We start from the raw sequence: 19,981 nt of genomic DNA, 5'->3' as shown, positions 1-19,981 counted from the left end.
TACGCGTTGTAAATGAGCATTTTGATCGGACTCGCGCACGAGCCTGTTTTTGACGCAGCAATGGCAACGCAGGTAGTTTTTCAACAGCCTGCTACCGATAACAACAAGGAATCTTGCATGACCCAATACCTGCTAGCCATCGACCAGGGCACCACCAGCTCCCGCGCCATCATCTTCAGTGCCCAGGGCTTGCCGGTTGCACGTGCCCAGCAGGAGTTCAAGCAGTACTTCCCGCAGGATGGCTGGGTCGAGCACGACGGCCAGGAAATCTGGCTGTCCACGCTCAAGGTCTGCCGCGATGCGATTGCCAGCAGTGGACTGCAGCCGGAAGCGATCGCCGCCATCGGCATCACCAACCAGCGCGAAACCACCCTGGTGTGGGATGCCGTCAGTGGCACGCCTATCCATCCGGCCATCGTCTGGCAGGATCGTCGTACCGCTGATTATTGCGGCGGGCTCAAGGATCAAGGCCATGAGGCGATGGTCTCGGCCAAGACCGGCCTGCTGATCGACCCGTATTTCTCGGCCACCAAGCTGCGCTGGATCCTGGAGAACGTACCCGGTGCCCGTGAGCGAGCCGAACGCGGCGAACTTCGTTTTGGCACCGTGGACAGCTTCCTGCTGTGGCGTCTGACCGATGGCAAAGTGCATCGCACCGATGCCAGTAATGCCTCGCGCACACTGATGTTCAATATCCATACCCAGCAGTGGGATGAAGAGCTGCTCAAGCTGTTCGAGATCCCCGCCAGCCTGTTGCCCGAGGTGCTCGATTGCGCCGCCGAGTTCGGTCACACCGACAGCGAGCTGCTCGGCGCCAGCATCCCGGTGCTGGGCATGGCCGGTGACCAGCAGGCGGCGCTGATCGGCCAGGCCTGCTTCGAACCGGGCATGGTCAAGAGCACTTACGGCACTGGATGCTTCATGATCCAGAACACTGGCGAGCAGCCGGTGAGCTCGAAGAATCGTCTACTCACCACGGTCGGCTATCGCCTCGATGGCAAGGTGACCTATGCGGTCGAGGGCAGCATCTTCGTGGCCGGTGCGGCGGTGCAGTGGTTGCGTGACGGCATCAAACTGATCAGCCACGCGCGCGACAGTGAGGCGCTGGCCGAGGCCACCGGTGAGGCCTGCGGCGTCTATCTGGTGCCGGCATTCACCGGCCTGGGCGCGCCGTATTGGGACCCCAAGGCGCGTGGCGCCATCTTCGGCCTGACCCGCGACACCGGGATCAAGGAGATCGTCACCGCCGGCCTGCAGTCGGTGTGCTACCAGACCCGCGACTTGCTCGAGGCCATGCGCCAGGACGGTGCCGCGGCACCCAGTGCGCTGCGTGTCGACGGTGGCATGGTGGAGAACAACTGGGTCATGCAGTTTCTTGCCGACATTCTTGGGGTCAGCGTCGAGCGCCCGGAGGTCACCGAAACTACCGCACTTGGTGTCGCCTACCTGGCGGGCCTGAAGCTAGGCCTGTACCAGGACCTGAATGCCATCGCCAGCCACTGGCATCGTCAGCAGCGCTTCGAGCCGCGGATGAACGAGGCGCACCGTGAGCGCCTCTACGCCGGTTGGCTGGATGCGGTGAAACGCGTGCGCAGCGAGCCCTGAAGCACCCCTGGATCGTAGGAGCGGCTTTAGCCGCGATGCTCTCAGAGCATCTGGAAAACAGGAACTGTATCTGTTGCGGCTTACCCTGCGCAGGCATGCTGGCGGCTCTCATCTGGCCAGGAATGCAGCATGCCTCTCGAATTCCATCAAGTTGACGCCTTTACCGACCAGCCGTTCGCGGGCAATCCCGCCATGGTCTATCGCCTGGATGCCTGGCTCGACGATACGTTGATGCAGCGCATCGCCGCCGAGCACAACCTGGCGGAGACGGCATTCGTGGTGAAGGAGGGCAGTGCCTGGCATATCCGCTGGTTCACCCCGGTCAGCGAAGTGCCGCTGTGCGGGCATGCCACCCTGGCTGCAGCCAAGGTGTTGTTCGACATCTACCAGGAACCGGCCGAGGTACTGGATTTCACCTGCTTGTCCGGAGCGCTGCAGGTCACCCGCCAGGGTGAGCGTCTGCAGCTGGATTTCCCGGTGCGCCCGGTATTGCCGGTGGCGGCGTCGCTACAGGCCGACGTCGAGCGCGCGCTGGGGCAGCCCGCGCAGCAGGTTCTGGCTCTGCTGAATGTCGATGGCAGCGTGCAGGAACTGATGGTGGTGCTGGCGTCCGAGGCGCAGGTGCGCAGCTTCACCGCCGATTTGCCGGCGCTGGCCGCACTGCCGGGCCTGGGTGTGCTGATCACCGGCACAGGCGAGCGGCACGACTTCGTCTCGCGCTACTTCGCGCCGAGCATTGGTATCGATGAAGACCCGGTGACCGGCTCGACGCACTGCATGCTGGTGCCCTACTGGGCTGAACGCCTGGAGCGCAGCGAGCTAAGCGCTTTCCAGTGTTCGGCGCGCGGTGGTGAGCTGTTCTGTCGTCTGGAGGGCGAGCGGGTCAAGATTGCCGGCCACGCGCGGCATATCGCCAGTGGCCAGCTGATGCTCTGATCAGTTGCTGCTGACCCGGCGCACGCCACCGGAGTCGCTGAGTTGTAATTGCGCGGCGACGCTGCCGAGAGCCGGGAAGGCCACCAGGTGATCGGCGGCGACGCGGATGCCCACCTCGTCGCCTGGCTGGTGATCGGCATGGCTGGGGAAGATCGATTCCAACTGACTGCCGGTCGGCAGTTGCAGGCGGTAGAGCGTCGCAGCGCCGAGGAAGGTCTTGCCGACGATGCGCGCCTTCAGTTCGCTGCTTTCATCCGGGACGATGTCGTCCGGGCGCAGCAAGACGTCCACCGCGCTGCCCTGAGCCCAGGTATAGGCACGGTTGCCGCGGATCATGCCGAGCTCGGTCTGCACCGTTTCCGGGCCGAGCAGTTGGCCGCGAATGAAGTAACCCTGACCGATGAAGCTGGCGACGAAAGGCGTCAGCGGCTCGTGATAGAGGTTGAACGGTGTGTCCCACTGCTCCAGGCGACCATCCTTGAACACGCCGACGTGATCGCTGACGGCGAAGGCTTCTTCCTGATCGTGAGTGACCAGAATGGCGCTGGTACCACGTGCCTTGAGAATTTCCCGAACCTCATGGCTCAGGCGCCTGCGCAGTTCGCCATCGAGGTTGGAGAAGGGTTCGTCGAGTAGCAGCAATTTCGGTTCCGGCGCCAGAGCGCGCGCCAGGGCGATCCGTTGCTGCTGACCACCGGACAGCTCGTGCGGGTAACGTTTGGCCAGGTTGCCGAGCTTGACCAGCTCCAGCAGCTCTTGAGTGGCGCGCTCGGCGTTGGGCTGCTTGCGGATACCGAAGGCAACGTTCTCGGCCACGCTCAGGTGGGGGAACAGGGCGTAGTCCTGGAACACCATGCCGATATGGCGTTTCTCCGGCGCCAGGGTAAAACCGGCGCGGGAAATTACTTCACCTGCCAGTTCGATCTCGCCTTCCAGGACCGGCTCGAAACCGGCGATGGCGCGCAATGTGGTGGTCTTGCCGCAGCCTGATGGGCCGAGCAGGCAGCCGATGTCGCCAGGGTTGAGGTGCAGGTCGAGATCCTGCACCACCTTGTGGGCGTGGTAGCCGCAGTTCAGCCCGCGTAGCTGCAGCAGGGGCTGGCTCATGCGTGGTGGTACGCCGGTTCGACCAGCATCTCCAGCAGCGCCTTCTGGGCGTGCAGGCGGTTCTCGGCCTGATCCCAGGCAACCGAGCGCGGGTCGTCGAGCAGGTCGAAGCTGATTTCTTCGCCACGGTGCGCCGGCAGGCAGTGCATGAACAGCACGTCTTCGGCGGCGGCGTCGAGCAGCTCGCGGGTGACCTGGTAGGGGCGGAACAACGCCATGCGCTGCTCGGCTTCGTCTTCCTGGCCCATGGAGGCCCACACGTCGGTGCTGACCAGATGGGCGCCGGCCACTGCCTCGCGCGGGTCACGAATGACCTGCACGCGCTCGCCGGCCTGGGCCAGAAAGCGTGCGTCTGGCTCGTAGCCAGCAGGGCAGGCGACCCTCAGCTGGAAATCGAACTGCATTGCCGCTTCGATATAGGAGTTGCACATGTTATTGCCGTCGCCGATCCAGGCCACCGTCTTGCCGGCGATGCTGCCGCGGTGTTCGAGGAAGGTCTGCATGTCGGCCAGCAACTGGCAGGGGTGCAGGTCGTCGGACAGGCCATTGATCACCGGTACCTTGGACTTGGCGGCGAACTCGGTGAGGTTGCTGTGGGCGAAGGTGCGGATCATCACCGCGTCGAGCATGCTCGACATGACGATGGCAGCATCGCCGATCGGCTCGCCACGGCCCAGTTGGGTGTCGCGCGGCGAGAGGAAGATGGCCTGGCCACCGAGCTGGATCATGCCTGCTTCGAAGGACAGGCGGGTGCGAGTCGAGGCCTTCTCGAAGATCATGCCCAGCACGCGATTCTTCAGCGGCTCGAAAAGTACGCCACGGTTGCGCAGATTCTTCAGCTCGATGCCTCGGCGGATCAGTCCCACCAGTTCGTCCGGTGTGTAATCCATCATCGAGAGAAAGTGTCTGACGCTCATCGTTAACTACCTTTATCACTACAGTTCGCAAGCCCGCAGTCGGGGATAAAACCGACAAAAACAGCAGAGCTTGCGGCAGGAGGCCGCAGGGTGCGACGAAACAGGGGAAGGCGCGATCTTATAAGGAAATGACGAGACGGCGCAAATTGCCGCCCGCAGGCATACAAAATCCTGTTTTGTAAGCCTTTTCCCAAAGCTGCGTGCGAGATGTCACAAAACTGACATCATCGCTTGCACCGCTCTAGACCGGGCCTCTAGGATGCCGCCGCCTTTCCAAGGCAATGCATTGCCCCCGCAACGGGGACATCCATGGAATATATGTGCAAAGGAGTTTTGCATGAAACACGTAGCCTACGCCGCCGCTTTCTCCGCTCTCGCCCTGCTGACTGGCTGTGCCAGCCAGAACGTTAGCCAGCCGACCGTTCCGCTGAACGGCACCGTGCAAACTAACCTCAAGGCCGACGTGAAAGTGGGCGAGCCCATCTCCGGTCAATCTTCGGTGAACATCCTGTTCGGTGTGTTCAAGCTGGGTGGTGACACTCAGTTCGCCGATGGCGTGACCTACGGTGGTGGTGAGGGTGGTTTCGCGCTGGGTCTCGACCCGGTCGCTTCCGCCAAGTCCGCAGCTGCCTACAAGGCAGTCAAGGCCTCGGGTGCCGACGTGATCGTCGCCCCGCGTTACGAAGTGAACGTTCAGGATTACTTCGTGTACAAGACCGTTAGCGTCAACGTTACCGGCAACAAGGGCACCGTGACCTCCATCCGTTAATTCGGACAGTCGCGACCCTGAATCGGCAGGCTTGATGCCTGCCGATTCATGAGACGAACGCTGCTGGCGTCGTCTCCGCGCTCGGCCCATAGTTCATGACCTGCGACCTGACCGGTCGTCTCGGATCAGAACAAGAGGCCAGGCCATGACCAAGTCCCTCCATTACCGTGCGTGCCATCTGTGCGAAGCCATCTGTGGGCTCGCCATCGAAACCGAAGCTCAAGCTGACGGCAGCACGCAGATTCGCTCGATCAAGGGCGATGCCCAGGACAGCTTCAGCCGCGGCCATATCTGCCCCAAGGCTGTTGCGCTGCAGGACATCCAGAACGACCCCGACCGTATCCGCCAGCCCATGCGCCGCGTTGGGGAGCAGTGGCAGGCCATCGGCTGGGACGAGGCCTTCGGTCTGGTGGCCGAGCGCCTGAGCACAATCCAGGCGGCGCATGGGCAGAACGCCGTGGCCGTGTATCAGGGCAATCCCAGCGTGCACAACTACGGGCTGATGACCCACAGCAACTACTTCCTCGGTCAGCTGAAAACCCGAAATCGCTTCTCCGCTACCTCGGTCGATCAGTTGCCGCACCACCTGACCAGCCTCCTGATGTACGGCCACGGCCTGCTGATTCCGATTCCCGATATCGATCACACCGATTTCATGCTGATTCTGGGCGGCAACCCGCTGGCCTCCAACGGCAGCATCATGACCGTGCCGGATGTGGAGAAGCGCCTGAAGGCCATCCAGGCGCGTGGCGGCAAACTGGTGGTGGTCGATCCGCGGCGCAGCGAAACCGCGGCCATCGCCGACCAGCACCTGTTCGTGCGCCCCGGCAGCGATGCCGCGCTGTTGCTGGCGCTACTCAACACCCTGTTCGAGGAAGGCCTGACGCGCGACAGCCATCTGCCGGTGGAAGGGTTGGAACAGGTGCGTGAGGCGATTGCCGGCTTTGATGCGCAAGCCATGAGCGCACGTTGTGGGGTGCCGGCCGAAACCATTCGGCAACTGGCGCGGGATTTCGCCGCTGCCGACAAGGCCGTCTGCTACGGGCGTATGGGCGTTTCCACCCAGGCGTTCGGCACGCTTTGTCAGTGGCTGGTGCAGGTGATCAACCTGGTGACCGGCAACCTCGATCGCGCAGGCGGTGTGCTCTGCACAACGCCGGCGGTGGACCTGGTGGCGAGCACCTCGGGCGGGCATTTCAACCGTTGGCAGAGCCGGGTTTCCGGCTTGCCGGAATACGGCGGCGAGCTGCCGGTCTCGGCGCTGGCCGAGGAGATGCTGACGCCCGGCGAAGGGCAGATTCGTGCGCTGGTCACCGTGGCCGGCAACCCGGTGCTGTCAACGCCCAATGGGCGGCAACTGGAGCAGGCGCTGGACGGTCTGGAGTTCATGCTCTCGGTGGATTTCTACATCAACGAGACCACTCGCTACGCCGACCTGATCCTGCCGCCGACCGCGCCGCTGGAGCATGATCACTACGACACCACCTTCAATGTGTTCGCGGTGCGCAACGTCACCCGTTTCAACGAGGCGATCCTGGCCAAGCCGGACGACGCGCTGCACGACTGGGAAATCTTCGTCGGCCTGGCCAAGGCCTTCGCGGCGCGCAATGGCCTCGGGCTGAAACCGACCATGGCGCCTGAGCAGATGATCGATATGGGCCTGCGTTTCGGCCCCCATGGTGATAGTAGCGAGCGCAAACTCAGCCTGGCGGCTTTGCGCGAGCAACCGCATGGGCTCGACCTGGGACCGCTGCAACCGAATCTTGCTGCGCGTCTGAAAACGCCGAGCAAGGCGGTGCAGGCCGCGCCTGAGCTGTTGCTGGCCGATCTGGCACGTTTCGCCGAGCAGCAACAACCGGCTGCTCATGAGCTGCTGCTGATCGGCCGTCGCCATGTGCGCAGCAACAACTCCTGGATGCACAACTATCACCGTCTGGTGAAGGGCAAGCCGCGTCATCAGTTGCTGATGAATCCGGCGGACCTGGCCAGTCGTGGCTTGGTCGATGGCCAGCGCGTAAGTGTGCGCTCGCGGGTCGGCAGCATCGAGGTGGAGGTGGCAGCCAGCGATGAGGTGATGGCGGGTGTGGTCAGTCTGCCCCACGGCTGGGGCCATGCCCGACCCGGCGTGCAGATGGATATCGCCCGCGCGCAGCCGGGCGCCAGTGCCAATGATCTGACTGACGAGCGCCAGCTCGATGCGCTGTCCGGCAATGCGGTGCTCAATGGCGTGCCGGTGGAGGTGGTGGCTGCGTAGCCCGAATGAAATCCGGGGTTGTCTTGACGCGATGGGGGTGATGGCAAGGCCGAGCATTGCGCTCGGTTTTTCGCTACAATCGCGCCACCGTGGCGACCGTCGGGTCGCGAAGTCTATGCTGAGGTGCCCCATGGATATCATCGAAACCATCAAAGAGCAGATCGCCAACAACACCGTTCTGCTGTACATGAAAGGCTCGCCCAACGCGCCGCAGTGTGGCTTCTCTGCCCGTGCTGCCCAGGTGGTGATGGGCTGCGGCGAGAAGTTCGCCTACGTCGACATCCTGCAGAACCCGGAAATCCGCGCCAACCTGCCGAAGTACGCCAACTGGCCGACCTTCCCGCAGCTGTGGGTCGGTGGTGAACTGGTCGGCGGTAGCGACATCCTCACCGAGATGTATGAGAAGGGCGAGCTGCAGACCCTGATCAAGGATGCCGTGAGCAAAGCCGGCGCCTGATCACTGCTCGTGCAAAAAAGAACCCGCCTAGGCGGGTTCTTTCGTTTCAGCCAGCAGCTTTCTATTTCTGCAGCCACTGGCCGTTCAACTGGATGAACTGGCCCTTGGGCGTGCGCTCGATGGCCTTCTTGCCGGCGATGGCTTCCACGTCGTTCAGGCTGATGCCATTGTCCTGTGCCACCTTCTGATACTCGGCGCGACGCGCCTGGTTGATCAGGCGGGCAATTTCGTCGGCCTGGCCGCCAGGCTTGACCACGCCCAGGTAGCCGTTGGGTTGCTCGCCGAGCTGGCCGCTGGCCTTGGCTTCGCCCAGGGCACTCATGGCCTGGTTGAGGTTCAGTGCGTACGCCGGCAGGCTCAGGCTCAATGCCAGCAGCAGGGTCGAAATGTATCGAATCATCGTCTCTCTCCGTAGAACCTGTGCGGCGGGCTCAAAACAGACCACTGTCTTCGTTGAATACACTGTCCAGCGCCTTGTCCACCTTGATGTAGATTTCGTGCTCGACCTTGACGTTCAGGTTGATGTTGATCGGTTCGTTCGGCATCGCCAGTTGTACCGTCGGGGTACAGGCCTGGCACAGCAGCCCCAGGCTCAGGACTGCGAGGAGGCGGTACGTGCGCATGGCGCTACTCCTTTGGTTCTTGGGGGACACGCTGGCGCATCCATTGCTGAATCCGTTGCTGGATGATGCCACTGACCTTGTCGGTCAGCTGCAGGCTGGCCAGCAAGGCCGGAATGTCTTCTTCCAGATTGATGTTGAAATGGATGGGCCGGCCTTTCTCGATGGCCGGGTTCTGTCCATGCAGGCGCATGCCTAGCCGCAGTGTGCCGGACTGATCATAGTCGACGCTACTGCTGAGCAGATCGTAGTGGAAGTCTTCCAGCGCGTCGGTGACCAGCTTCATACCCGGGTTGGCCTGACCCATGGCGCGGATGCGCGGTGAATGAAAACTCAGTTGTCCACCCGGGGGCCTGGCTTCGATCAGGCCCTGTTCGATACTGATGGCGTCAGCCAGGCGCAGCGGCAGGGTGCCGTCGATCAGCCCGCTACCGGCCAACCCTTCGGCTGGGTAGACGCGAAACAGCTCTTGCAGATCCAGGCCACTGAGCCGCAGGGGCAGCAACTGACTGGGTTGTTCCAGTGCCCAGGTCGCCGGTGCCAGGCTCAGGCTGCCGCCGAGAATGCCCAGTTCGGCGCGCTGGTGGGTCAGGCTGCCTGCCAGTGGTCGTTGTAGGCTGGCCTGGTAGCTGGCCTGCAGCCGCAGGGGGCCGAGCTCGATGCCGGGATCTAGCTGCTTGGCACTCAACTGAGGCAGGTCGAGGCGAAGTCGGTCGCCGTTCAGCTGCAGCTGTAGCTCTGCATCGAGACCACTCAAGGTGGAGCGGTCGTAGATGCCGGCCAAGCCCTTGCCTCTCAGGTTGGCCCTGAGTTGCAAGGGCTTGCCGCTGAGTAGTTGCAGGTCGGCCTCGGCCTGTACGCGGCCATTGTCCAGCGCCAGCAGTGGTGGCCAGTCGGCCAGGGTTTGTGCCAGTGGGTTGCCGGCGCGCAGGAACAGCTCGTCCAGAGTGGCAGTCAGGTTCAGCGCATTGGCCGTGTTGTTCAGGCGCAGGGCCATGCTCAGGCCCGAATCGGCCAGCAGTGCACCGTCTAGGGTCTGGCTGCCGGCGTCGGCGTTGACGCGTCCCTGCCATTGCCAGCCCTGGGCCTGCAATTGTGGATGGTGCAGACGCTGGATGCGCAGGCCCAGCGGGCCGGACAGGGTCGGTGTGCTTGGGGGGCCGCTCAGGGTGATGCCGGCCAGCGTCGCCTGAGCTTGCTGCAGGTCAAGCTCGGCGCCGCGCAGGCGCTGGACGTCGAGGCGTGAGCTGTCGGCCAGACTGAGCTGCAACTGCTGCTGCGTGACGTTGCCTTTGAGGCCAAAACTCAGATGCAGGGCATCGAGACGGCTGTCAGCCAGGTCCATGCGTTTGCTGCGCGCCTCGACCTGCAGGTGTCGAACGTCGAGTGCCCAGTCGGAGGATTGGTGCAGGGCAAGCTCGGCATCTGCCTGCAGTTCCAGCGGGCCGTGGCCGCTGACGTTCAACAGCAGGGCCAGCGCCTCATCGGCATCGCCATCCAGAGGCGCGAGGTGCAGTTGCAATTGCTGCGGACGCAGGCCGCTCGGCAGCGACGCCAGCCAAGGCGCGTCCTGCGGGTCGAGCTGCAGTTGAGCGTTCAAACGCCGGGCCTGCCATCTGCCCAGGGTATTGCTGAGATCGAGCGCCAGCTCACCGCTGACCAGGCCGACGCCGGGAAGCGGCCAGGGCTGCGGTAGCTGCGCATCGACCCGCAGCCACCCGGAGGTGGCCAGCAGTTCGCTGAACGTAGGGGGGACCTGCGGTACCTGCAACTGCCACTGGGCGTTCATCCCGGCATGCCGGGGCGTGGCCGGCAGAGCGTCAGCGTCGAGTAGCGTCCATTCGCTCAGCCATTCGGCGAGCCAGGCCATATCCTGCAGAGCGGTAACCTCAAGCTCGCCGCTCCATTGCAGGGCATCGGCCTGAGCCTGCAAGTCGCTATGCAGGGCGATCTGCGGTTGATCATCGAGATGCAGGTTCAACTGCAGCTGTCGCGGGCTGTTCAGCTCGCTGCCCAGCCCCTGCAGTTGTGCTTGCAACTTCGCCCTGTGGGCTGCGCGCAACAGCAGCGTATGCAACTGCAGGGTATCGTCCAGCAGTCGTAGGTCGACGTCGCCCTGCAGTGTGCAGCGGCCGCTGGCGCAGGGCAGTTGCGCTTGGGCGTTGCGCAGTTCGATGTGCCGTGGAAGCCATGGCAGGGTATTGCTCAGGGGCTGCAGTAGACGGCTCAGATCGTTGTCGCTCGGGCTTTCGGATTCTCCCTGCGCAGGCTGCCACGACAGGCGCAGGTCCTGTGCAACCAGGCGGTAGCGAGGCGCCTCACTGGCCAGCCAGTAGAGTTGCAGCTGTCCGCTTTGCACCAGCAGTTCGCCGCCGCGGCGTTGTACCAGGCTTGCATCCTGGAACTGCAGGCCTCGCCAGGAAAGGCTCAGTCGCTGCCAATCCAGTTCTATGTGCTGTTCCTCGAGCAGTTGCTGCACGCGGTAGCCGACATAGCAGGCCAGTAGCGACAGCAGCGCCAGTATCGCTACGCAGGTGCTCAGCCAGAAACGCCGGCGACTCATGAGTGTTCCTTGCTCGGTGCGGTCCACTGGACGGTACCCCATGCTCGAGTGAGTGCCAAGCGGCTTTCCGTGCTATTGTGTATTTACAGCTTTCAATATTTATTTTGTCGTAAACGAGCGAAGGAGGATGTGATGAGTGCTGTGACTCGCTCTCAGCCCGATGCCGATGCGGTACTGGCTAAAGCCCTGATCAATACCCGTGAGCAACTGGGGCTGACGCAGCAGGAGCTGGCCGACATCGTAGGCGTCCATCGCAGTGCCATCAGCCGCTGGAACGAGCAGGGCGGTTTGCGTCCGCAGAGCAAGACCGGCGAGCTGGCGCTGTTGCTGATTCGCGTCTATCGCGCGCTGTTTGCCCTGTTTGGTGGCAATCAGCAGGACATGCGCCATTTCCTGCGCACCGAAAATCGCCATCTGGCAGGCATTCCGCTGCAGCAGATGAGTCAGGTGCAGGGGCTGGTGCGTGTTGTCGAGTATCTGGACGCCATTCGCGGCAAGGTCTGAAAGCCAATAAGTCCTGCTGCATCGAGAACGGGCTCGGTAGGCTGCGTACGACCAGCGCAGTTCGTCCGAAGGGGTGATTGCGGTGGGTCAAAATACTGTATAAGTATACAGATTAGCGGCTCTGACCATTGCTTGCCTGTTGTGATCAGCCGGAGGCTGTCACTAACCCAGCGCCTTGTACGGCTCCAGCGTCGCGATGCCTTTAGCAGGCTCTACCCTTGGGAGGTATCGCCATGGATATCTGGCAACTATGTGACGGCGAGCGACAGGTGCGACCGCTGCGCGGCAAGCTGTTGCGCATGGTGGAAAGCCAGGCGCAGGTTGCGACCCTGCAACTGGTGGATAACCTGGCCGAACAGGCCCTGCTCGAGGAGTTGCTCGAGAGCAGCAAGCCGCCGCTGCCTGAAGCCGCCGAGCCGTTGCACTACCTGCTGAAGACGCCGTTTCGTTATCCGCCGCTGCGTTGGGGCTCGCGCTTCGGCACAGTGCACGAACCCAGCCTGTTCTACGCCGCTCAGCGTCTGGAAACGGCGATGGCCGAGGCCGCCTACTACCGTTTCGTATTGTGGAACGGCATGGTCGTGCCGCCGCCCAGTGGCCGCATCCTCTCCGAGCATTCGACCTTCGAGGCGCGTTACCGCGTCGAGCGAGGTATCCAGTTGCAACAGCCGCCTTTCGATCAACACGGCGCACTGTTGGCTCACCCTAGTGATTACAGCGTGCCTCAGCGTCTCGGTACGTCGATGCGCGCGGCGCGCATTCAAGCTTTCGAGTACCGCTCGGCACGCTGCCCTGACGGTGGTAGCAATGTGGCGCTCTACGTACCGGCTGCGTTCGCGGAGAAGCGTCCGCGTAATCTGACGGCCTGGTTGTGTGAAACCACGAGCGAGTACGTGGCGTTCAAGCATGCGCAAACGCCGGATCAACCACGGCTGTTTCACTGGGAGCAGTTTCTGGTGCAGGGGCAATTGCCGCACCCCGCGTAACGCCTGCGCTGGCGCGTCAGATGCCCCGAAACAGAGCGCTGCGCGGATCTGTCGCAGGGAGTTGTGCACAATGCTGAAGCAGGCTGTCATATCACTGTCAGAAACGCCGCTAAACGCTTGATTTTTCGTGGTTGATTTTTAAGTCAATGAAAAATATGAATTTTTTTCGTTGGTGAAAAAATCGACAGTTTGACTGAGAGCCCCACCGCATAAGGCCTGTGACTTCTTTCGCCCAAGTTGTTCACGGAGTTATCCACAGCTTCTGTGGATTGTGAGGGAACTCTTTTCTGCAGCCGCAAACGATCCGGCAGGCAAGACTTTACCTTCGAGAAAAAAGGAGTAGAGTGGCGCGCCCCGGCAGTCACCCCCCTTTATTTATGCCTCGCGCTTTGCCTTCTTCATCCCCTGCAACTCGTTCCGGTTCTTCTCGCCTGCCCATGCGCGTTGCGCTGTGGCTGCTCGACAGCCCGCGTCTGGGACAAACACCGAGCGTCAAACGCATCGCCGGCAACCTGCTCAAGCAGCCTGCCCGCAAGGGCTGTGTGCAGGCGCAAAGTCGGTTGGGCCAATTGCTCTGCCGCGACTGCGGAAATACCCGTGATCGCCGCATCGGTTATGAACTGCTACGCCAGGCTGCTCGCGCGGGCGATCGCAGTGCTCAGCTGGAGCTGGAGCGTCTGTCGCGCTGATTGCGTGCTGGCCCCGTGTAAATCGCCGGCGGGTATACTGCACGGCGGTCAAACATGGAGCGTCTATGCCAATCGATCCCCTCTCTCTCGCCATCGGCACCGTCGTTGCGCTGGTTCCGTTATTGGCCGGCCTTTGGTCCTTGCAGCGCCGGCTGGCTCGCGCGCAAGGCGAGCAGGCGCTGCTGCAGGAACGCCTGGAGCATGCGCAACTGAGCCAGGCCGGTTTGCTGGCTCAGCTCGATGCCTGTCGCGCCGAGTTGGCCGAGGTCAGCGAGATCAAGGTGGAGCAGCAGACCGAGTTGGCCGGCCTGCGTCGTGAGAACGAGTTGCTGCAGCAGGAGCGGCAGATTGCCCGTGAGGCGGCGCAGTCCTGGAATCAACAGCGCGAACGCAACGAAGCCGAATTGCGTCGGCTCACCGCCGAGTGTGCGGCGCTGGCTGCCGAGTTGCAGGAAAACCGCGATAACCAGCAACAGCGCCTCGACGATCTGCAGGGCGCGCGCAACGAGCTGCGCGCCCAGTTCTCCGAACTGGCGACGAAGATCTTCGATGAGCGCGAGCAGCGTTTCGCGGAGACCAGCCAGCAGCGCCTCGGCCAGTTGCTCGACCCACTCAAGGAGCGCATCCAGGCATTCGAGAAGCGCGTCGACGAGAGTTATCAGCAAGAAGCGCGCGAGCGTTTTTCCCTGAGCAAGGAATTGGAGCGTTTGCAGCAGCTCAACCAGCGCCTGGGCGACGAGGCGACCAATCTGACCCGTGCGCTCAAGGGCCAGAAGACTCAGGGCAACTGGGGCGAGTTGGTGCTGGAGCGAGTGCTGGAGCATGCCGGCCTGGAGAAAGGGCGTGAATACCACACTCAGGTCAGCCTCAAGGGCGCTGGTGGCGAGCGCTTTCAGCCTGACGTGCTGATCCGCCTGCCGGGTGACAGGCAGGTGATCGTCGATGCCAAGGTCAGCCTCAGCGCCTACCAGCAGTATGTCGCGGCTGCGAACGAGCCGATTCGCCAGCAGGCGCTCAAGCAACACCTGATCTCGCTGCGCAGCCACCTCAAGGGCCTCTCCGGCAAGGATTACCAGCGCCTCGAAGGTTTGCACAGCCTGGATTTCGTCCTGCTCTTCGTGCCCATCGAGGCGGCCTTCGCCGCGGCGTTGCAGGCCGAGCCGGACCTGTTCCGAGAGGCCTTCGAGCAGCAGGTGGTTATCGTCAGCCCGACTACCTTGCTGGCTACCCTGCGGGTGATCGACAGCCTCTGGCGTCAGGAGCGGCAGGGCCAGAATGCGCGCGAGATCGCCGAGCGTGCCGGCCAGCTGTACGACAAGTTCGTTGCCTTCGTCGCCGATCTGGACGAGATGGGCAGCCGTCTGCAGCAATTGGACAAGGCTTACGCCAGCGCCCGCAACAAGCTGGTGGACGGTCGCGGCAACCTCATTGGCCGTGTGGAAAACCTCAAACTGCTGGGCGCTCGCGCAAGCAAGAGCCTGCCAGGCGAGTTGCTCGAGCGCTCTGCCGATCTGCCGGCGCTGGACGAACTGGGCGAGTGAGCGACGTCTACCCGCTAGCGCAGGGGCGCTTGCTCGGGTTGTGTGCGGGGACGGGCCTGCTCCAGTCTGCTGACGTAGCCGCGCAGCCAGCCGGCCAGGGCGTTGGGCTCGGCCAGCAACTGCCAGTGGCCGGCGCGGACTTCGCGACGGGTCAGTAGGGGCGCCCAGTGCTGCAGATCCTCGAACAACTGTGGGCGTACGAAGCGGTCGTTCAGCGGCACGATCAGTTGCACTGGCACGCGGGTGCTGCGCGAGCGCGGCCTGAGCAGGCTGCGCATGAAATTGGCGCGATACAGCTGCACACCACGCATGCCATCACTGCGCTGCGTAGGGCTCGCTGGCAGATTGCCTATACCTTCGAGGCGGTGCAGTAGCCAGGGCCAGGTGCGATCCAGGCCCAGACGCCAGCACAACTCCGGCAGCAGTGGTGTGTGGAAGAAAGCGATGTACCAGGAGCTGAGCAACTGCCTCAGCGCCTGCAGTAGTGCATCAGGGCGACGCAGGCTCAGGCGCTGGCGCATCCAGTGGCCGACATGGTCGAGGCAAGGGCCGGAGATGCTGGTATAGGACGCCAGCTGCGGCTGCATGCGTGGCTCGGTTACTGCCTCCCAGCTCTGGATCGAACCCCAGTCGTGAGCGACCAGATGCACCGGGCGATCCGCACTGGTGGCCTGCACCACCGCTTCGAGATCGCGACCCAGTTGCTCCAGACGGTAGTCGCGCAGCCGTTTCGGCACCTCGGATGCACCGCAGCCACGCACATCATAAGCGACGATCCGGTAGTCGGCGGCCAGCTCGCGGATCAGCGGCCGCCAGATCTCGTGATTGTCCGGATAACCATGCACCAGCAGCAGGGTTGGGGCGTCGGCCTTTTCCCAGACATAGGTACGCAGGCGCAGGCCGTCGCTATCCACGTCCAACTGTCGAGGTGACAGTTCATCCCGCGACAGTGGCGCGTTCATCGCAGGAAATCGAATGGTTGGGCGAACAGGAACATGGCTGGCTCCACGAATGACGATTGCATCGCTCGGTGTAAGGGCCATTGTTGAGTGCTGGCTTGCCTCTGCCTAGCCCTGTTGGGCTGGCGTTACGAAAGTGCCAGTAACCTCTGTTCCGCTCTGAAACAGGGGGTTGGGCGATCCTGGAAGGTTTCGTGCGGCGCCAGTGCCTGGCAAGTCCAGTCCTTGGTTGGGGCTCTCGAAGGCAGGGTTGCCGCGAGTCACGAAACCGCGCGAACGTGTCCGGCCATTGCTACCGGCTTGCTGCCGCGCGGTCAGATTGATGAAGTGCCGCGTATTTGCCTGCGTCGCGTACCCCGCCAGGCTGTGGCGCCTGGTGCGCCAATGCCGGTGGGGGACGTCGCGGTAGAGGTGGCAAACCTTCAGCAGTGGTCTCGCTCTGCGGAAACGTTCTGCCCCTAGCCGCGCAACACCAGATGACGGCTGAGCAGGGCGCGCAGTGCGGCCGGCTTGACCGGCTTGGGCAGGTAGTCGAGGCCGGCGGCGTGTACCTCGGCGACCAGCTCCGGGCGACCGTCAGCGCTGATCACCACGCCCGGAACCGGTTCGCCCAGGCGCGTGCGTAGCCAGGCCATCAGCTCGGTACCGGTTTCGCCCTCGTCGAGGTGATAGTCGACCAGCGCCAGCTGCGGGTGCACATCTTCGCTGAGCAGGTGCTCGCACTCCAGACGATTGCGCGCTGTCCACACCTGGCAGCCCCAGCGTGACAGCAAGCTGTACATGCCGGTGAGGATGCTGTCTTCGTTGTCGATGCAGATCACCTGGGTGCCCTGCAGGGGTTGGCCATCCACTGCCGGTACGGCTGGGCCTTGCGGCTTCGGCGCCGGTTTTCTCGCCAGCGGCACGCTGACGCTGAACACGCTGCCTTTGCCTGGCCAGGAACGCACTTCCAGGCGGTGGGCGAGCACGCGGCACAGGCCGTCGGCAATCGCCAGGCCCAGGCCCAGGCCTTTCTCGGCGCGCGTCTGGTGGCTGTCGAGGCGCTTGAACTCCTCGAAGATCACCTTGCGCTTGTCTTCGGGGATACCCATGCCGCGGTCCCAGACTTCCAGGCGCAATTGTCCGCCTTCACGGCGCACGCCCAGCACCACGCGGCCCTTGGCGTAACGGAAGGCGTTGGTCAGGAAGTTCTGCAGCACCCGGCGCAGCAGCTTGATGTCGCTGTCGATCCACTGCCGACTGCCGTGCACGCGCAGGTCGATACCCTGTTCGGCGGCCAGCACGCCAAACTCGGCGGCGAGGGTATCGAACAGGCTGGAGAGGGCGAAGGCGTGGCGATCCGGGGTGATTCGGCCGTTTTCCAGACGTGAGATGTCCAGCAGGTCGGTGATCAGGTCCTCTGCCGAACGCAACGAGCTGTCCAGATGCCGGACCAGCTCCTGGGCTTCGTTGGGCAGGGCGTCATCCTGGTGGGCCAGCGCGGCTGAGAACAGCCGCGCTGCGTTGAGCGGTTGCATCAGGTCATGGCTGACCGCGGCGAGGAAGCGCGTTTTCGACTGGTTGGCGGCTTCGGCGTGGGCCTTGGCTTCGGTCAGTGCCTGGTTCAGCTTCGACAGCTCATGGGTGCGTTCGGCAACCCGTCGTTCGAGGCTTTCGTTGGCGTCCTTGAGGGCGCGCTCGGCTTCGCGGAACTCGGTGATGTCGGTGAAACTCATGACGAAACCACCACCGGGCATGGGGTTGCCGATCAGCTCGATCACCCGGCCGTTGGGGAATACCCGTTCATAGCTGTGTGCCGTGCCCTGGCGCATCCAGTACAGACGCTTGGCGACGTTCTCCTCCAGGTCACCGCTGCCGAGCATGCCGCGTTCGGCATTGAAGCGGATGATCTCGGCAATCGGCCGACCGACGTAGATCAGGCCCTCGGGGTACTCGAACAACTCCAGATAACGGTGGTTCCAGGCCACCAGGCGCAGGTTCTGGTCAACCACGCTGATGCCCTGGGTGATGTTCTCGATCGCACCCTGCAGCAGGGCGCGGTTGAACTGCAGCACCTCGCTGGCTTCGTCGACGATGCGCACCACATCCTCGACCTGCATCTCACGGCCTTCGATGGCGGCCTTGACCACCGCGCGGGTCGAGGAGGCGCCCAGCACACCGGCGAGCAGACGTTCGGTGTGGGCGATCCACTCGCTATTGGCCGGCTGGTTGGGATCGAAGTCCTTGCCTTTGCCCTGGCGCAGGGCGAAGCGGTTGAAGCTCTGGCGTGCGCGTTCTTCGCCGACGAAACGGCTGGACAGCATCAGCAGGTCGGCCACCTGCACTGCCAGCAGGCTGCGGTTGCTGGGTTTGGTGCCCAGGTCATGGCCGATGAAGCGCCCGGCCTGCCAATGCTCGGAAACGCGGGTACGCGAGAACCAGGAAACCCAGGCGAACAGCAGCAGGTTGCCGGCCAGTGACAGCACCACGCCACGCGTCAGCGGATCAACCTGCAGGCCGATGGGGGCGTAGAGCAGGGTGGTCAGGCCGGGGAAGCTGTCCAGCGACCAGCCCATGCCGCGTGCCGCCAGTGGCAGTACCAGGGTGTAGAACCAGAGCATGGCACCGAAGATCAGGCCAGCGAACACGCCGCGGCGGTTGGCCTGTTTCCACACCAGCGCGCCGAACATGGCGGGGGCCAGTTGGCCAATGGCGGCAAACGACACCTGGCCAATGGTGGCCAGGCTGGCGCCTTCGCCGAGCAGGCGGTAGCAGACATAGGCCAGCAGCAGGATCAGCACGATGCTGACCCGGCGCGCGGTGAGCATCCAGTGACGGAAGGCCTCGAACGGCCGCTCGGTGCTCTGCCGGCGCAGCAGCCAGGGTAGCAGCATGTCGTTGGAGATCATGGTCGACAATGCCACCGAGGCGACGATCACCATGCCGGTAGCGGCCGACGCGCCGCCGATGAAGGCCAGCACCGCCAGACTTGGATGGGCTTCGGCCAGCGGCAGGCTGATGACGAAGGAGTCCGGTGTCACGCCTGCCGGCAGCAGCATCTGCCCGGCGAGGGCGATAGGCACGACGAACAGCGCAGCCAGCATCAGGTAGGCGGGGAATACCCAGCGCGCCAGGCGCAGGTCCTTGGGCTCGATGTTCTCCACCACTGTGACGTGGAACTGCCGCGGCAGACAGATGATGGCGATCATCGCCATGCCGGTCTGTACCAGCATCGCCGGCCAGTTCACCGCCTCGTTCCAGAAGGCGTCCAGCTCGGCGGTGTTGTGTGCCTTGTCGAGCAGATCGTGGAAGCCGTTGTACAGGCCGAAGGTGACGAAGGCGCCAACGGCGAGGAAGGCCAGCAACTTGACCAGCGACTCGAAGGCAATCGCCAGCACCATGCCGCGATGGTGCTCGGTGACGTCTAGGTTGCGGGTGCCGAACAGAATGGTGAACAACGCCAGAGCCAGTGACACGATCAGCGCGGTGTCCTGAGCGCTGGTGCCGGTGTCCTGGGCATGTACACCGATCAGCAGATTGACGCCGAGCACGATGCCCTTGAGCTGCAGGGCGATGTAGGGCAACACGCCGACCAGGCAGATCAGCGCCACCACGATGGCCAGCGACTGCGACTTGCCGTAGCGCGCGGCGATGAAGTCGGCGATGGAGGTGATGTTCTCCTGCTTGCTGATCATCACCATCTTCTGCAGTACCCAGGGCATGGTCAGCAGCAGAATGGTCGGCCCGAGGTAGATCGGCAGGAACGACCATAGCTGTTCGGCGGCCTGGCCGACGGCGCCGAAGAAGGTCCAGCTGGTGCAGTAAACGGCCAGCGACAGCGAGTACACCCAGGCACGGATCTTCGGCGGCATGGGCGTGCTGCGGCGGTCACCATAGAAGGCGATGGCGAAAAGAATGGCCATGTAGATCAGGGCGACCGCGGCGATCAACCCGGGGGACAGCGACATGCAGACTCCGAAACGCGCAGTGAAACGAAATGAGCCTGGCCGCCGAGGCGAGGCCGATGTTGATCAGTGTTGCACAAAGCCGGGCGCTGTCGGCTGCGACCAAGGTCGCAGCCAAGCAGGTGTGCTT

Annotated in this window: 16 protein-coding genes; 9 read left to right on the top strand and 7 right to left on the bottom strand. The window is 63.3% G+C overall.

Annotated features, from left to right (window positions below):
* Nucleotides 1-117: 117 nt before the first annotated feature.
* Nucleotides 118-1,605 carry a glycerol kinase GlpK gene (gene glpK, locus BLT86_RS12300; protein WP_021490292.1) on the top strand — a complete coding sequence of 496 codons (1,488 nt, stop codon included), beginning with the start codon at nt 118-120 and terminating at the stop codon, nt 1,603-1,605.
* A gap of 129 nt (nt 1,606-1,734) precedes the next feature.
* Nucleotides 1,735-2,541 (top strand): PhzF family phenazine biosynthesis protein, encoded by an 807-nt coding sequence (locus BLT86_RS12295; protein WP_092377018.1) that lies wholly within the window; start codon nt 1,735-1,737, stop codon nt 2,539-2,541.
* On the opposite strand, the gene BLT86_RS12290 is transcribed toward BLT86_RS12295, so the two are convergent.
* Together BLT86_RS12290 and argF are read right to left on the bottom strand one after the other, a co-directional pair.
* Entirely contained in the window at nt 2,542-3,648 is a 1,107-nt protein-coding gene (locus tag BLT86_RS12290) for an ABC transporter ATP-binding protein (protein WP_092377015.1), read from the bottom strand. It lies immediately after the preceding gene.
* Entirely contained in the window at nt 3,645-4,565 is a 921-nt protein-coding gene (gene argF, locus BLT86_RS12285) for an ornithine carbamoyltransferase (RefSeq protein ID WP_092377011.1), read from the bottom strand. The genes BLT86_RS12290 and argF overlap by 4 nt, the downstream gene beginning before the upstream one ends.
* Nucleotides 4,566-4,902: 337 nt before the next feature.
* On the opposite strand from argF, the gene BLT86_RS12280 reads away from it, so the two are divergent.
* From BLT86_RS12280 to grxD, 3 genes are all read left to right on the top strand, one after another.
* Entirely contained in the window at nt 4,903-5,334 is a 432-nt protein-coding gene (locus BLT86_RS12280; RefSeq protein ID WP_021490288.1) for a hypothetical protein, read from the top strand.
* A gap of 145 nt (nt 5,335-5,479) precedes the next feature.
* Nucleotides 5,480-7,588, top strand: coding sequence for a molybdopterin oxidoreductase family protein (locus BLT86_RS12275; protein ID WP_092377007.1), 2,109 nt, complete (start codon nt 5,480-5,482; stop codon nt 7,586-7,588).
* Nucleotides 7,589-7,718: 130 nt separating this feature from the next.
* Nucleotides 7,719-8,045: a Grx4 family monothiol glutaredoxin gene (gene grxD / locus BLT86_RS12270; protein ID WP_013716756.1), complete on the top strand. Its 327-nt coding sequence runs from the start codon at nt 7,719-7,721 to the stop codon at nt 8,043-8,045.
* Between the two features lie 61 nt (nt 8,046-8,106).
* Here grxD and BLT86_RS12265 read toward each other — a convergent pair whose 3' ends face one another.
* Genes BLT86_RS12265 through BLT86_RS12255 form a run of 3 tightly spaced genes read right to left on the bottom strand, consistent with a single transcriptional unit; the run spans nt 8,107 to nt 11,228 of the window.
* Nucleotides 8,107-8,445, bottom strand: coding sequence for a YdbL family protein (locus BLT86_RS12265; RefSeq protein WP_017675075.1), 339 nt, complete (start codon nt 8,443-8,445; stop codon nt 8,107-8,109).
* Nucleotides 8,446-8,476: 31 nt separating this feature from the next.
* The gene (locus tag BLT86_RS12260; protein ID WP_003462588.1) at nt 8,477-8,668 is read right to left on the bottom strand and encodes a YnbE family lipoprotein; all 192 of its coding nucleotides are present in this window, start codon (nt 8,666-8,668) and stop codon (nt 8,477-8,479) included.
* Between the two features lie 4 nt (nt 8,669-8,672).
* Nucleotides 8,673-11,228 (bottom strand): YdbH domain-containing protein, encoded by a 2,556-nt coding sequence (locus BLT86_RS12255; protein ID WP_092377004.1) that lies wholly within the window; start codon nt 11,226-11,228, stop codon nt 8,673-8,675.
* Nucleotides 11,229-11,360: 132 nt separating this feature from the next.
* Here BLT86_RS12255 and BLT86_RS12250 point away from each other — a divergent pair, with 132 nt between their 5' ends.
* The 4 genes from BLT86_RS12250 to rmuC all read left to right on the top strand — a co-directional run bounded on the left by BLT86_RS12250 (nt 11,361) and on the right by rmuC (nt 14,948).
* Nucleotides 11,361-11,732 carry an antitoxin Xre/MbcA/ParS toxin-binding domain-containing protein gene (locus BLT86_RS12250; RefSeq protein ID WP_021490285.1) on the top strand — a complete coding sequence of 124 codons (372 nt, stop codon included), beginning with the start codon at nt 11,361-11,363 and terminating at the stop codon, nt 11,730-11,732.
* 233 nt (nt 11,733-11,965) lie between these two features.
* A complete protein-coding gene (locus tag BLT86_RS12245) occupies nt 11,966-12,718 on the top strand; it encodes an RES family NAD+ phosphorylase (protein WP_064495326.1) in 753 nt (250 codons plus the stop codon).
* A 437-nt stretch (nt 12,719-13,155) separates the two neighbouring features.
* The gene (locus BLT86_RS12240) at nt 13,156-13,407 is read left to right on the top strand and encodes an SEL1-like repeat protein (protein WP_017675070.1); all 252 of its coding nucleotides are present in this window, start codon (nt 13,156-13,158) and stop codon (nt 13,405-13,407) included.
* A 179-nt stretch (nt 13,408-13,586) separates the two neighbouring features.
* On the top strand, nt 13,587-14,948 hold the full coding sequence (rmuC, locus tag BLT86_RS12235; RefSeq protein ID WP_167377347.1) for a DNA recombination protein RmuC: 1,362 nt from the start codon (nt 13,587-13,589) through the stop codon (nt 14,946-14,948).
* A 14-nt stretch (nt 14,949-14,962) separates the two neighbouring features.
* Here the strand turns inward: rmuC and BLT86_RS12230 are convergent, their stop codons facing one another.
* On the bottom strand, nt 14,963-15,910 hold the full coding sequence (locus BLT86_RS12230; RefSeq protein ID WP_092376998.1) for an alpha/beta fold hydrolase: 948 nt from the start codon (nt 15,908-15,910) through the stop codon (nt 14,963-14,965).
* A gap of 455 nt (nt 15,911-16,365) precedes the next feature.
* Entirely contained in the window at nt 16,366-19,854 is a 3,489-nt protein-coding gene (locus BLT86_RS12225) for a hybrid sensor histidine kinase/response regulator (RefSeq protein ID WP_092376995.1), read from the bottom strand.
* Nucleotides 19,855-19,981: the final 127 nt, after the last annotated feature.

Origin of the sequence: Pseudomonas sihuiensis (assembly GCF_900106015.1) — a bacterium.
Lineage (GTDB): Bacteria > Pseudomonadota > Gammaproteobacteria > Pseudomonadales > Pseudomonadaceae > Aquipseudomonas > Aquipseudomonas sihuiensis.
This window is presented reverse-complemented; position numbering and strand designations above follow the sequence as displayed.

Bases quoted from the DNA above. Each gene is read 5' to 3' on its own strand.
- glpK (WP_021490292.1), top strand. From the start codon at position 118: ATGACCCAATACCTGCTAGCCATCGACCAGGGCACCACCAGCTCCCGC.
- BLT86_RS12295 (WP_092377018.1), top strand. From the start codon at position 1,735: ATGCCTCTCGAATTCCATCAAGTTGACGCCTTTACCGACCAGCCGTTC.
- BLT86_RS12290 (WP_092377015.1), bottom strand. From the start codon at position 3,648: ATGAGCCAGCCCCTGCTGCAGCTACGCGGGCTGAACTGCGGCTACCAC.
- argF (WP_092377011.1), bottom strand. From the start codon at position 4,565: ATGAGCGTCAGACACTTTCTCTCGATGATGGATTACACACCGGACGAA.
- BLT86_RS12280 (WP_021490288.1), top strand. From the start codon at position 4,903: ATGAAACACGTAGCCTACGCCGCCGCTTTCTCCGCTCTCGCCCTGCTG.
- BLT86_RS12275 (WP_092377007.1), top strand. From the start codon at position 5,480: ATGACCAAGTCCCTCCATTACCGTGCGTGCCATCTGTGCGAAGCCATC.
- grxD (WP_013716756.1), top strand. From the start codon at position 7,719: ATGGATATCATCGAAACCATCAAAGAGCAGATCGCCAACAACACCGTT.
- BLT86_RS12265 (WP_017675075.1), bottom strand. From the start codon at position 8,445: ATGATTCGATACATTTCGACCCTGCTGCTGGCATTGAGCCTGAGCCTG.
- BLT86_RS12260 (WP_003462588.1), bottom strand. From the start codon at position 8,668: ATGCGCACGTACCGCCTCCTCGCAGTCCTGAGCCTGGGGCTGCTGTGC.
- BLT86_RS12255 (WP_092377004.1), bottom strand. From the start codon at position 11,228: ATGAGTCGCCGGCGTTTCTGGCTGAGCACCTGCGTAGCGATACTGGCG.
- BLT86_RS12250 (WP_021490285.1), top strand. From the start codon at position 11,361: ATGAGTGCTGTGACTCGCTCTCAGCCCGATGCCGATGCGGTACTGGCT.
- BLT86_RS12245 (WP_064495326.1), top strand. From the start codon at position 11,966: ATGGATATCTGGCAACTATGTGACGGCGAGCGACAGGTGCGACCGCTG.
- BLT86_RS12240 (WP_017675070.1), top strand. From the start codon at position 13,156: ATGCGCGTTGCGCTGTGGCTGCTCGACAGCCCGCGTCTGGGACAAACA.
- BLT86_RS12230 (WP_092376998.1), bottom strand. From the start codon at position 15,910: ATGAACGCGCCACTGTCGCGGGATGAACTGTCACCTCGACAGTTGGAC.
- BLT86_RS12225 (WP_092376995.1), bottom strand. From the start codon at position 19,854: ATGTCGCTGTCCCCCGGGTTGATCGCCGCGGTCGCCCTGATCTACATG.